The organism is Caballeronia sp. LZ024 (assembly GCF_031451455.1).
GTDB classification, from domain to species: Bacteria; Pseudomonadota; Gammaproteobacteria; order Burkholderiales; family Burkholderiaceae; genus Caballeronia; species Caballeronia telluris.
The window spans coordinates 2753518-2766188 of record NZ_JARUXL010000001.1 but is presented as its reverse complement, the minus strand read 5'-3'; the positions used below and the strand labels follow the sequence as shown (position 1 = coordinate 2766188).

The 12671-nt window shown below is 62.6% G+C and carries 13 protein-coding genes; 6 read left to right on the top strand and 7 right to left on the bottom strand.

The annotated features are described in order from the left end of the window. Nucleotides 1–66 precede the first annotated feature (66 nt). Nucleotides 67–744 carry a FadR/GntR family transcriptional regulator gene (locus QCE48_RS12435; protein WP_309788334.1) on the top strand — a complete coding sequence of 226 codons (678 nt, stop codon included), beginning with the start codon at nucleotides 67–69 and terminating at the stop codon, nucleotides 742–744. Between the two features lies 1 nt (nucleotide 745). Here QCE48_RS12435 and QCE48_RS12430 read toward each other — a convergent pair whose 3' ends face one another. The 7 genes from QCE48_RS12430 to catA form a co-directional block, all read right to left on the bottom strand. Continuing rightward, a complete protein-coding gene (locus tag QCE48_RS12430) occupies nucleotides 746–1606 on the bottom strand; it encodes an MBL fold metallo-hydrolase (RefSeq protein WP_309787496.1) in 861 nt (286 codons plus the stop codon). A 185-nt stretch (nucleotides 1607–1791) separates the two neighbouring features. Beyond that, on the bottom strand, nucleotides 1792–2190 hold the full coding sequence (locus tag QCE48_RS12425) for an FKBP-type peptidyl-prolyl cis-trans isomerase (protein WP_309787497.1): 399 nt from the start codon (nucleotides 2188–2190) through the stop codon (nucleotides 1792–1794). Nucleotides 2191–2634: 444 nt separating this feature from the next. Then, complete coding sequence (gene benD / locus QCE48_RS12420; protein WP_309787498.1) at nucleotides 2635–3411, bottom strand: benzoate diol dehydrogenase BenD; 777 nt, start codon at nucleotides 3409–3411, stop codon at nucleotides 2635–2637. Next, a complete protein-coding gene (benC, locus tag QCE48_RS12415) occupies nucleotides 3408–4430 on the bottom strand; it encodes a benzoate 1,2-dioxygenase electron transfer component BenC (protein ID WP_309787499.1) in 1023 nt (340 codons plus the stop codon). The genes benD and benC overlap by 4 nt, the downstream gene beginning before the upstream one ends. Before the next feature lie 41 nt (nucleotides 4431–4471). Then, nucleotides 4472–4960 (bottom strand): benzoate 1,2-dioxygenase small subunit, encoded by a 489-nt coding sequence (gene benB, locus QCE48_RS12410; protein WP_309787500.1) that lies wholly within the window; start codon nucleotides 4958–4960, stop codon nucleotides 4472–4474. Continuing rightward, a complete protein-coding gene (locus QCE48_RS12405) occupies nucleotides 4957–6315 on the bottom strand; it encodes a Rieske 2Fe-2S domain-containing protein (RefSeq protein WP_309787501.1) in 1359 nt (452 codons plus the stop codon). Before QCE48_RS12405 ends, benB begins: the two co-directional genes overlap by 4 nt. A 111-nt stretch (nucleotides 6316–6426) precedes the next feature. Then, nucleotides 6427–7362: a catechol 1,2-dioxygenase gene (gene catA, locus QCE48_RS12400; protein ID WP_309787502.1), complete on the bottom strand. Its 936-nt coding sequence runs from the start codon at nucleotides 7360–7362 to the stop codon at nucleotides 6427–6429. A gap of 177 nt (nucleotides 7363–7539) precedes the next feature. On the opposite strand from catA, the gene QCE48_RS12395 reads away from it, so the two are divergent. From QCE48_RS12395 to QCE48_RS12375, 5 genes are all read left to right on the top strand, one after another. Then, nucleotides 7540–8463: a LysR family transcriptional regulator gene (locus tag QCE48_RS12395; protein WP_309787503.1), complete on the top strand. Its 924-nt coding sequence runs from the start codon at nucleotides 7540–7542 to the stop codon at nucleotides 8461–8463. A gap of 105 nt (nucleotides 8464–8568) precedes the next feature. After that, nucleotides 8569–9696, top strand: a complete 1128-nt coding sequence (locus tag QCE48_RS12390) for a muconate/chloromuconate family cycloisomerase (protein WP_309787504.1) — start codon at nucleotides 8569–8571, stop codon at nucleotides 9694–9696. Between the two features lie 44 nt (nucleotides 9697–9740). Continuing rightward, a complete protein-coding gene (gene catC / locus QCE48_RS12385; RefSeq protein WP_309787505.1) occupies nucleotides 9741–10019 on the top strand; it encodes a muconolactone Delta-isomerase in 279 nt (92 codons plus the stop codon). A 42-nt stretch (nucleotides 10020–10061) separates the two neighbouring features. Next, the gene (locus QCE48_RS12380) at nucleotides 10062–11219 is read left to right on the top strand and encodes a benzoate/H(+) symporter BenE family transporter (protein ID WP_309788335.1); all 1158 of its coding nucleotides are present in this window, start codon (nucleotides 10062–10064) and stop codon (nucleotides 11217–11219) included. A gap of 150 nt (nucleotides 11220–11369) precedes the next feature. Continuing rightward, nucleotides 11370–12608, top strand: coding sequence for an MFS transporter (locus QCE48_RS12375; protein WP_309787506.1), 1239 nt, complete (start codon nucleotides 11370–11372; stop codon nucleotides 12606–12608). Nucleotides 12609–12671 lie beyond the last annotated feature (63 nt).

The window sequence follows — 12671 nt, the reverse complement described above, 5'->3', positions numbered from 1 at the left end:
AAAATTCTTTCCGCGCACACCGATAACCGATAATCCGCGCCTGACGGAAACAATAAGGAGACTGTCATTCAGCACGATCTTCACGGCCGCGTGGCATTCGAACTCGGCACCGGCATCCTGCGCGGCGACTTTGCGCCCGGCGCGACACTGCCTCGCGAAGCGGAACTGATGGAGCGCTTCGGCGTCAGCCGCACGGTGCTGCGCGAAGCGTTGCGCACGCTGACGTCGAAAGGGCTGATCGGATCGCGGCCGAAGGTCGGCACGCGCGTGCGGGCGCGCGAGATGTGGAACATGCTCGATACCGACGTCCTCGAATGGTATTCGCGGGTCGCGCCGCCGCTTCAGTTCGCGCTCAAGTTGCAGGAAATGCGCGAGATGGTCGAGCCTTTTGCCGCCGCGCTCGCCGCGAAGAACCACAAGAGCGAGACGCTCGCGATGCTCACCGACGCGCATCGCGCGATGGCCGCCGCGCAGAACGTCGACGAATGGGTGCGCGCCGACCTGCGGTTCCATCTGGGCGTGCTCACTGCGTGCAGCAACGAACTGCTGATCCCGCTCGGCACGCTGATCGAACGCACGCTCGAAGCGCAGTTGCGGCTGAACGCCAAGCGCGCCGAGGTCTACAACGCGGCGCTTCCCGAGCACACGGCCGTGTACGACGCGATCGTCGCGCGCGACGAAGCCGGCGCCCGCCGCGCGATGGCAGGGCTTCTCGGCGTGACGCGCGAGCGCATCGAAACCTGATCTACAGCGCGTTCAGCGGAATCTTCAGGTACGCGGTGCCGTTGCCCGCCGCGTGCGGAAACTGGCCCGCGCGGATGTTCACCTGGATCGCCGGCAGGATCAGCGTCGGCATGTCGAGCGTGGCGTCGCGCGCTTCGCGCATGGCGACGAATTCGTCCTCCGTCTTGCCCGCGCCGACGTGAATGTTGTCCGCGCGCTGGGCGGCGACCGTGGTTTGCCAGTGCGGCTCGCGTGTCGGAGGCGGATAGTCGTGACAGACGAAGAGCCGCGTTTCGTCGGGAAGCGCGAGCAGCCGTCCGATCGAGCGGAAGAGGGTGCGCGCGTCGCCGCCCGGAAAGTCACAGCGTGCGGTGCCGATGTCCGGCATGAAAAGCGTATCGCCGACAAATACCGCATCGCCGATGCGATACGCCATGTCGGCGGGCGTGTGGCCCGGCACGTACATCGCCGATGCCTGCAGTTCGCCGATCCTGAATGCCTCGCCGTCGCCGAAGAGATGATCGAACTGCGAGCCGTCGAGCTGAAATTCCGGTTCGAGATCGAAGATCTTCTTGAACACGCCCTGCACGGTGCGAATCGATTCGCCGATCGCGATCTTCCCGCCGAGTTGCCGCTGCAGGTACGGCGCCGCCGAGAAATGATCGGCGTGCGCATGCGTTTCCAGAATCCACTCGACGCTGAGGCCCGTTTCGCGGATGAACGCGATGACGGCATCGGCGGAACGCGTCGACGTGCGCGCGGCCTTGGGATCGTAGTCGAGCACCGAGTCGACGATGGCGCACGCCGAACCGGGTGTCCCATACACGACGTAAGTCATCGTGCCGGTGTTGAGGTCGAAGAAAGGCTGGACGGACGGCTGCACGATCGCGTTCCCTCCCGACGAAATCGGTTGTGCTGGCTGTGTCGATAGTATGCACGGGACGCGCGCGCCACGACATCTGCGAGCGCGCGGTGCACAAGTCGACTACGTGGCAGGTTCACGGCGGATCGCTGGTCGCGTCGCAAACGTCGGCGCGTTTCAGCGATCCGGCTGCGAGTTCATCGCCGTTACTTGCCGATGCCGAGCAGCTCGACTTCGAACGTCAGGTCGCTGTTCGGCGGGATCACGCCGACGCCGCGCTCGCCGTAGGCGGTCGCCGCGGGGCACGTCAGCTTCGCCTTGCCGCCGACCTTCATCTTCTGGACGCCTTGCGTCCAGCATGGAATGACGCGGCCGAGCGGGAACACGGCGGGGCCGCCGTGCTTGTCCGAACTGTCGAATTCGGTGCCGTTCGCGAGCGTGCCGCGATAGTTGACGCGCACGACGTCGTCCGCGGTCGGTTGAGCGCCGGTGCCTTGCTTGATGTGCTCGACCACGACGCCCGAGGGCAGTTTCTCTGTGGTGCCGGCGGCGAATGCGGTCGACACGACGGCCGAAGCGGCGAGCAGAGCGATGATTTTTTTCATGCGAATGTCCTCGTTGAATGGCGGACCGATTATATCGGGGAGCATCCAGCGCTTCGGGCAATGTGAGTCCGCGGTCCGCGACGCGATGACGCGCTTCGAGAGCCGTCATGGACTTTCATCTGAACGTTCGGTGTCGCACGTTCGCTCGGCGTAAGTTGCGAAATACTGGCTGCGCGCTCGGGGGAAGTTGGCGCATGGGCCGATAAACAGAAGGGCGGGGCGGTTGATCTGTCGGCAAAGCACAGCGTGATGCAGCGCGAGTCTTTGCCGACAGTCCAGTCAGTGCCGTGGCCGCGAGGCCGCAGCCTTCAACACAACACGCATTGGAAGCCGGCTTTGGCCGGCTTTTCTTTTTTCTGATTCAACGATGCGGCCCGCCGCACCGGCCGTCATGTGCGCGCCCACTGCTCACGGATTGCGCCTCCTGCAAGCGCTCGATAGGGTTTAGCCATTGTCGCCGCCGGCGACCGGCAACACCGTGCCGGTGATATAGCTCGCCTCATCCGAAGCGAGGAAGAGGATCGGCGCGACCTGTTCGTCGAGGCTGCCGTAGCGTTTGAAGAAGGTCGATTCGGTGACCTGTTTCACCGCGTCGCCCATCCAGCGTTTTTCCTGTTCGTTGTCGCCCGCGGTGTTGCGCGGGACACGGCGCGCAGGCGCATCGGTTCCGCCCGGCGCGGTGGCGACCACACGGACGTTGTGCTCCGCATATTCCATCGCCAGTGACTGCGTGAGCGCGTTGACGCCGCCCTTCGCCGCCGAATACGGGACGCGCCGGATACCGCGCGTGGCGTTCGAAGAGACGTTGACGATCGTTCCGCCCCCGCGCTCGAGCAGGTGCGGCAACACCGCGTGGCACGCGTACAGCGTCGGCATCAGCGAACGGCGGATTTCGGCGTCGATCTGCGCAGGTTCGAACTCGGCGAACGGACGCATGCGGATCGCCCCGCCGACACCATTGACCAGGATGTCGATCCCGCCGAACTCGCGCACGGCGAACGCCATCGCCGATGCCGCGCCTTCATAGGTCTCGAGGTCGGCGATGAATCCGGCCGTGTCGGCGCCCGTAGCCTCGGCGGCGACCTCGGAGACGAAGTCGGCGCGGTCGACGAACAGCACCCTGGCGCCCTCGGCGGCCGCGCCCAGCGCCACGCCCCGGCCGATGCCCTGCGCCGCGCCGGTCACCACCATGATTTTGCCCGCGAATCGTTGCGTGTTCATGCGGTCCTCGGCGCTGCGTTGGGGGTGAACTTCTCGTAGTGAAAGCTGTTGGGCTTCACGCCGTTGTCGTCGAAATGCTGGCGTACCGCATCGACCATCGGCGGCGGCCCGCACAGATAGACATCGACGTCGCCATCGTTCAGGGCGTCGGCGGGGATGTGCTGCGTCACCCAGCCCTTGCGCGGATGATTCGATTCGGCATCGGCGATGACCGTGGCGTAGCTGAAATTCGGCAGCTTCTTCGTGTACGCATCGATCTCCTCGACCTGCACCAGGTCGAGGTCGCGGGTCACGCCATAAATCAGGTGGACCCTCTGCTGCGAATCGGTGCGCGACAGCACTTCCAGCATCGACAGGAAAGGCGCCAGGCCCGTGCCGCCCGCGAGGAACAGCAACGGCCGCTCGACGGCGCGCAGATAGAAACTGCCGAGCGGGCCGGTCAGTTCCAGCTTGTGGCCGGGCTGCGCGGAGTCGAGCCAGGTACTCATCACGCCGCCGGGAATCCGCTTGATCAGGAAGCTGACCTTCGACTGACCCGGCGCCGAGGAGAACGAATACGAACGATGCTGGCCGCTTTGCGGAACGTCGATGTTGACGTACTGGCCGGGCAGGAAGACAGGTGCGGTGGCATCGACATCCAGTTCGAGCACGACGGCCGCATCGTTGTGCGGTTCGACTTTCGACACCGTCGCGGCGAACCGGCTCTGCTCGGTCTTGCACGCAGTGGAAGAGGCCGGCACGGCGATCACGCAATCGCTTTGCGGCACCATCTGGCAGGTGAGCACGAGGCCGCTGTCCTTCTCGTCCTCGCTCAGCGCGTCCTCGATGTACTCGTCGCCCAGGTCGTAGCGGCCGCTTTCGGCGCGGCACTTGCAGGTGCCGCACACGCCGTCGGAGCAATCCATCGGCAGGTTGATCTTCGCGCGAAAGGCGGCATCCAGCACCTTTTCGCCCGGTTTGCATGCGACGAAGCGGGTCACGCCGTCTTCGAAGTTCAGTGCAACGTTGTAGCTCGACATGTGTGTCTCCTCTGCTTCCAGTGTCCTGCCGATGGTCCACGTCAGACGTGATAAACGTCGAGCACCTGGCGGATGTAGTCGTTCTTCAGCACGATTCTCTTGCTGGCTATCAAGAGGGCATCGTCGACCTTTCGCAAGGTGACGAACATCGTGCCGAAAAAATGATCGGTGGCCTTGTAACGGTGATTGAGCGTGTTGAAGTTGTAGCGGACGTCCACTTCGTTGTCGCGCTCGCCCACCACTTCCACGTTGGTGACGTTGTGGCTCGTCCGCGGTTCGGGCATCGAAGCGCCGCTGCGCTCGGTCTTGATGCGAAACACCCGGTCTTCCAGACCGCCACGATCCGGGTAGTACATCAACGAGATCTGGCTTTCGTGGTCGTCGGTGAGCTGGTCGTCGTCGTCCCACGCCGGCATCCAGTAGGTGACGTCCTCGGTATGGCAGGCAAGCCACTCGTCCCACTGACGGTCGTCGAGCAGGCGCGCTTCGCGGTACAGCGTGGCGCAGATCGTTTGAAGGTCGAAGCTCATGGCAGCGCCTCCTCGTGTTCCCTTTTCAATGCGCCGCGCATTACTTGTACCCAGTATTCGTGCTGGCAAACGAAGAGGCCTTCGTCTTCGCTGCGCTCGCCTGAGATGACCGGCTTGAGACCCATGTTCTTCGCGTTGTCGTCCGGGCCGTCGACCCACAGCGGCGCGCCGCGCGAAAGGTCGTTCCAGAGCGCCGCGGTGCCGGCATAGCCGTTCTGGCAAGCGCGGAATTCCTCGAGGTCATCGGCGGTGCCCATGCCCGAGACGTTGAAGAAGTCTTCGTATTGACGGATACGGGTGGCGCGGTCGTCGGCGCTCTCGCCCTTCGGGGCAAAGCAGAAGATGGTGACTTCCGTCTTGTCGACGCTGAGCGGACGGATCACGCGGATCTGCGTGCTGAACTGGTCCATCAGGAACACATTTGGGTACAGGCACAGGTTGCGCGTCTGATTGACGATGAATTCCGACTTGACTTCGCCGACGCGCGCCTTGATTTCCTCGCGGTATTGATAGACCGGCCGCACTTCCGGATTCATCGTCTTGGTCCACAACAACATGTGGCCGTGTTCGAATCCGTAGACGCCTGCGACCGATTTGCTCCAGCTGTTCGCATCCACTGCCTTGGTGCCGTCGACCTTGCGCCGGTCCATCGTCGCGGCGTAGTTCCAGTGCACGGTGCTGACGTGATAGCCGTCGCAGCCGTTCTCCATCTGCATCTTCCAGTTGCCGTCGTAGACGTACGAGGAGTTGCCGCGCAGCACTTCGAGCCCTTGCGGAGCCTGGTCGACGATCTGGTCGATGATGACCCGGGTCTCGCCGAGGTAGTCTTCGAGCGGCATCGCGTCCGGGTTGAGGCTGCCGAACAGAAAGCCGCGATAGCTCTGGAAGCGCGGGACCTTCTTCAGGTCATGCGAGCCGTGCGTATTGAACTGCACGGGATATTCGGTCGTCTTGTTGTCCTTCACTTTCAGCAGCTTTCCCGCGTTCGAGAAAGTCCAGCCGTGGAACGGGCAGGTGAAGCTGCCCTTGTTGCCATGCTTGCGCCGGCACAGCATCGCACCTTTGTGCGCGCAGGCGTTGATGACCGCGTGCAGTTCGCCGGTCTTGTCGCGGGTGACGACCACGGGCTGACGGCCGATCCACGTGGTGTAGTAGTCGTTGTTGTTGGCGAGCTGGCTTTCGTGCGCCAGATACACCCAGTTGCTCTCGAAGATGTGTTTCATCTCCAGTTCGAACAAGTCGGCGTTGGTAAAGATGTCGCGGCGGCAACGGAATACGCCTGCCTGCTTGTCATCCTGAACGGCGGTGTGCAGCAGTTCATCGAGCTGCGTGGCTTTGTCGATAATGGCGGACATGTGTGCTCTCCCTATGCGTGCTCCAGTCATGGAGCCCTTGCATCGGTGTCGAAGGATCTTGCGAGGAATTGAGCGGCAGCCGCGTGGCGACAGGGCCGCCGCTGCGAGCCGTTACGCCGTGGCCGATGCGCGCAGGCGATGGACGAGCTGGTTGTCCTTGCCCTGAACCAGCGGAGTCAACTCGATGTTGAACTCGATTTCCTTGTAGGTATCGGCCTTCAGGCCGAGCGCCGTGCCGCCGCTCTTCTCGACCACGGGCGGAATCAGGTCCTCGCGGGTGGCGTAGGCGAAGTCGTCCCAGATCAGCGGGTCGCCTTCGATGTTGATCTGTGTCGTCAGCTTGCGACACGAGTCGGCGCTGACGAAGAAGTGCACATGCGCCGGACGGTTGCCATGACGGGCGAGCGTGTCCAGCAGTTGCTGGGTCGCGCCCTGCGGCGGGCAGCCGTATCCCACCGGCATCAGCGTGCGGAATTCGTACTTGCCGTCGGCGCCGGTCTTGACCGCACCGCGCAGGTTGAAGTCGGTCTGCGCGCCGGTCGGGTCGAAGTGCGAATAGAAGCCCTTCGAGTTGGCGTGCCAGCATTCCACCAGCGCGCCGGCGACGGGCTTGCCGTTCGCGCCCGTTACCGTGCCGCGGATGATCAGCGGGCCTGAATCAGCGTCCGGATCGCTGTCGATCCTGGATACGCCGTCGCGCACCGGCGCCCCCGCAACATACAGCGGTCCTTCGATGGTGCGCGGCGTGCCGCCGTGGATGTCGGCTTCCTTATCCGCGGCATCCATGCGAACGTCGAGGTATTTTTCCAGACCGAGGCCCGCGGCGAGCAATGCCGCTTCGCCGTCCTGGCCGAGCTTGTTGAAATAGTGGACGCCGGCCCAGATTTCGTCGGGCGTGATGTCGAGCTCGTCGATGGCCTTGAACAGATCGCCGAGCAGTCGATGAACGATCTGCTTCGCGCGCGCATTGCCGTCCTGGCTCCCGAGGTTGGCAGCGGCCTTTAGCAGGTCCTGCGCTTCGTTCGTTTCGAACACTTTCACGTTCATGTCTGCTCCTGAATCTCACTGTTTTCTGGTGGGGGTTAACCCTTGCTTCAGCACCGGTCTCTGTATGCTCAGAAGGTATAATCGGTGGTGAATCAGAGCGTGAATGCAGGATAATGGACGTCAGAAAGGCCAGTCCAACACTGATTTAGTATCGGGCTATATCCAGGAGGTATTGAGATGGAACTGCGACATCTTCGATATTTCGTCGCGGTTGCGGAGGAACGCAATTTCACGCGCGCGGCGCAGCGGCTGCACATCGCCCAGCCGCCGTTGAGCCGTCAGATACAGCAACTCGAGGAGACGCTCGGCGTTCAACTCTTCGAGCGCAACTCCCGCCCGCTGAAGCTGACGGAGACGGGCAAGTTCTTCTATTCGCATGCCGTGCAGTTGCTGGCGCAGACCGCCGAACTCGAATCGATGACGAGGCGCGTCGGCAATATCGAACGCAGCCTCTCGGTCGGTTTCGTGGGTTCCACGCTGTATGGCATGCTGCCGAAGATCATCCGGCGCTTTCGCGACGAAAACACCACGGTCGAACTCAGCCTCCACGAGATGTCGACGATGGACCAGATCCGGGCGCTCAAGGACGGCCGCATCGACGTCGGTTTCGGTCGTATCCGGCTCGAGGATGCGAACATCCGACGCGTGATTCTCCGCGAGGAGAAGATGATCGTGGCACTTCCGGTCGGCCATCCGCTTTCGCTCATGAAGCCCGTCCTGGCCCTTCGCGACCTGATCAACGAGACCCTGATCATCTTCCCGAAGACGCCGCGTCCCAGTTATGCGGACCAGGTGCTCTCGGCATTTCAGGACCGCGCGCTCAAGCCTCGCCGGATCTACGAAGTACGCGAGTTGCAGATCGCGCTGGGTCTCGTGGCAGCGGGCGAAGGCATTTCTATCGTGCCGAGCAGCGTCTACGGCCTGAAGCGCGACGATGTGAGCTACAAGGAACTGGACGACCCGACGCTGGTATCGCCCATCATCATGAGCATGCGTGCGCTCGACGAGTCGCGCGATATTCGGGAGATGCTCGAACTCATCTACCGGCTATACGAGGAGGAGCGTATTCCCTATGCGCCCCGTACCGAGCGGGGGCGGTGAGGTCTCCGATACCTCCAAGGTATGGCACTAGACGTCGATGGTGTTGGACAGCCGATTCTCGGGCGCGCAATACTTCAGCAACCCATCCACTCCGCCATTTCAGGTATGAACGCCCAAATCACCTCCGTCGAAGCGATTCTGGTTGACCTCCCGACCATTCGCGCGCATCAGCTAGCCATGGCGACGATGCAGCAACAAACCCTGGTCATCGTCCGTCTGCGTTCGAGCGATGGCATCGAAGGTATTGGCGAAGCCACGACGATCGGCGGCCTGTCTTACGGCGACGAAAGTCCCGAAGGCATCAAGCTGACCATCGACACTTATCTTGCACCTGCGCTCGTCGGGCTGGATTCGACTAATATCAACGGCGCGATGCTCAAGCTGAACAAGATCGCGCGCGGCAACCGGTTCGCGAAATGCGCGATCGAGACGGCGCTGCTCGACGCGCAAGGCAAGCGCCTGGGCATACCCGTCTCGACGCTGCTTGGCGGCGCCGTTCGCAAGACGCTTCCGGTGCTCTGGACGCTCGCGAGCGGCGATACCCAACGCGACATCGAGGAAGCGGAAATGCTGCTCGCCGAACGCCGCCACAATACGTTCAAGCTGAAGATCGGCCGGCGCAGCGTTCGCGACGACGTCGCGCACGTAGCGACGATCAAGGCCGCGCTCGGCGACCGCGCCAAGGTCACCGTGGACGTAAATCAGGCCTGGAACGAGGTCGACGCCGCGCTAGGAATCGAGGCGCTGGAAGCTGCCGGCATCGACCTGATCGAGCAACCCACGCCGCGCGAGCAGCGCGGAGCACTGGCGAGACTTGCATCGCGTTTCATCGTGCCGATCATGGCCGACGAAGCCGTGACAGGGCCCGAGGACGCGCTTGAACTCGTGCGCAACGCATGCGCCGACGTGTTTGCGTTGAAGATCGCCAAGTCCGGCGGCATCTACGGGATGATGCGCGTCGCCGCCATCGCGGATGCAGCCGGTGTGTCGCTGTACGGCGGCACGATGCTCGAAGGCAGCATCGGGTCGATCGCGTCGGCGCACGGCTTCAGCGCATTGCCGCAACTGGCCTGGGGTACCGAACTCTTCGGACCGCTCCTGCTGAAAGACGATATCGTCACCGCGCGCCCCCAGTACCGTGACTTCGACCTGCATTTGCCGGACGGACCGGGCCTGGGCGTGCAGATTGACGAGGACAAGCTCGCCTTCTATCGTCGCGACAAGAACGTCTGAGCGCACCCGCTCGACGCATTGCCAACCTTTTCTGGAGGAGAATCATGCTTTATCTGGTGAGAATGGATGTGAACCTGCCGCACGACATGCCCGCTGCTCAGGCCGATGAAATCAAGGCACGCGAAAAGGCTTATTCGCAGGCGCTTCAACGGCAAGGCAAGTGGCAGCAACTGCATCGCGTCGTCGGTGAATACGCGAACTACAGCGTCTTCGACGTCGACTCGCACGACGAACTGCACACCATCCTCTCTGGTCTGCCCTTGTTCCCGTATATGACGATGAAGGTGACGGCCCTTGCACGTCATCCGTCGTCCATCCGCTAAAGCTGCACGCGGGCGCCAACAGTGCCTGCCGCACGGAAAGGGATCTGGTCCGTGTCGGCGGTCACGGCCGGCCTCCTTGCCGTCATCATCTCCTACGCCGGACCGCTCGCGATATTCTTTCAGGCTGCCCGCGCCGCCCATGTCGGCAATGAGATCGTCGCATCGTGGGTCTGGTCGATTTCGATGGGTGCGGCAGTTTCCGGAATTGCCCTGAGCTGGTGGCTGAAGCAGCCGATCATCACGGCCTGGTCCGCGCCCGGAACCGCGTTGCTGGTGACAGTGTTTCCAGCGATGCCGGTCAGCGAGGCAATCGGCGCCTACCTCGTCGCGGGCGCTTGCATCTTCGTGCTCGGCGTGTCCGGCTTGTTCGACCAGATCGTCAGGCGCATACCGAAAGGAATTGCCTGCGCGATGATGGCCGGCATTCTCTTTCAGTTCGGCACCAATCTGTTCAAATCGATTGCCATCACGCCCTGGCTCGCGCTGGGGATGTTCGCAAGTTTTATCGTGTTCCGTCGATGGGCGCCGCGGTACTGCCTCATCCTCGTGCTGGCGTCCGGGTGTGCGCTCGCGGTCGGGCTCGGCTTGACGAATCTGCAGTCGGTCAGTTTTCACGTCACGCGCCCGGTGTTCACGATGCCCACCTGGACCTGGCAGTCGACTGTGAGTCTGGCCGTGCCCCTGATTATCGTTAGCCTGACGGGACAATTCTTGCCCGGTTTCGCGATATTGTGGGCGTCCGGTTATCAGACGCCCAGCCGTCCCGTTCTGGTGGGAACCAGTCTGGCATCGATTCTGGTCGCCTTCTCGGGCGGCATTACGATCGTGATCGCGGCGATCACCGCCGCGTTGTGCACAGGGCCCGACGCTCATCGTGACCCGGAACGCCGCTACATGGCGGGGATCGCAAACGGACTCTTCTATCTGGCCGGAGGAACCTTCGCGGGGACGGTCGTCATGCTGTTCGCCGCGTTTCCCAATGCCTTCGTCGCGGTACTGGCGGGGCTCGCATTGCTCGGCGCGATCGCGAGCAACATTGCGGGGCTGGTGCAGGACGAGGCGCATCGGGAGGCGTCGTTCATCACGTTCATCGCGACGGCTTCGAACATGAGCTTTCTGGGCCTCGGTTCGGCGTTCTGGGGCATCGTGCTCGGGACGTTGGCGCACCTCGTGTTCGGCAGCGGCAAGCGGAGCCGCTGACACGTCGGAAATCTACACAGGCGTGTTTTTCGGCACTGAGGACGATTCGAATTGTTCGCGCACGCTGGTAACTCTGTTCAAGGCACGCCCCTTTTTCTCGAATCACTCCCGCCTTAACCTGTCGGACTTCAATCTAACGTCCGTGTCCTCATGCATATAGATTCGCCCACCACTCACGCATCGTTGCACGGGAGTTCCACTTCGTTGCGTCAATGGCTTTCCGTCCTGGCGGTAGCGGTCAGCGCCTTTGCGTTTGTCACCGCCGAGTTTCTTCCTGTCGGACTGCTGCCGCAAATCGCACACGACCTCGGTGTGAAGCCGGGCGTCGCAGGGCTGATGGTAACCATACCTGGCGTCATGGCCGCGATATTTGCACCGACGCTGATCGTCAGTGCCGGACGAATGGATCGCCGGTATGTATTCCTGCTCCTGACGATGGCGCTGCTGATCTCCAATATCGTGTGCGCGGTCGCTGCGACGTTCCCGATGGTGCTCGTTGGCCGGGCCTTGCTCGGTGCTGCGCTAGGGGGCTTCTGGACGCTGGCGACTGCCGCTGCGCCCCGGCTCGTTCAGACGAAGGATGCGGCAAAGGCGACTGCGACTATCCTCACAGGCGTCACGTGCGCCACTGTGATCGGCGTGCCGCTTGGTACTTTCATCGCATCGTTTGCATCGTGGCGGTTGTCGTTTGCAGCGACGGCGGGATTAGTGGCGGTGGCTCTCCTTGCGCAGGCGTTTCTTGTGCCTTCGCTGCCGTCGGCCTCGGCGTTGCGCGTGGCCGATTTTAAGACGCTGCTCGGGCGGCCGCACACGCGGTGGAGCATGTTGATGGTCGCGCTTGTGTTCGGCGCGCATTTCTCGACTTATACCTATATCGCGCCGCTGCTCGAGCAAGACTTTTCGCTGAGCGCGATTACGCTGTTGCTGTTCGGCTTTGGTCTTGTCGGGTTCTTCTCCAACGCGATTTTGTCCGTGATGGTATCGGGTCATCTCAAGAAATCCGTTGCCGTGATGACGCTGCTTCTCCTCGGCGCGATATCGTCGATGTTGCTGATCGACCATTCGCTCATCGGCGAGACGGTCGGAATGCTCGTCTGGGGAGTCGCGTTCGGCGCCCTGCCGCTGTGCTTTAGCGTATGGATTCAGCGAGGTACGGCAGACTTGCCTGAAGCAGGCTCGGCCATGTTCGTGAGCATCATTCAGGTCGCCATTGCCGTTGGTTCGGCAGTAGGAGGCGCCATCGTCGACCGCGCGAGCGTAGACGCCGACTTTGCGATGGGTTGCGGACTTGCCGTGCTCGGTTTGGCGACACTGCAGCGTGTGGTTGCGCTGGAAAGGCCTGCCGCGGAGTCGACGCTCAAAGGCATCTGCGATCCGTCACCCGACTGATTGCCATGTCGCGACGGACGCCGGTCAAACGCCGCTTCAGGCGTTTTTCTGGTTCCGGAAAAC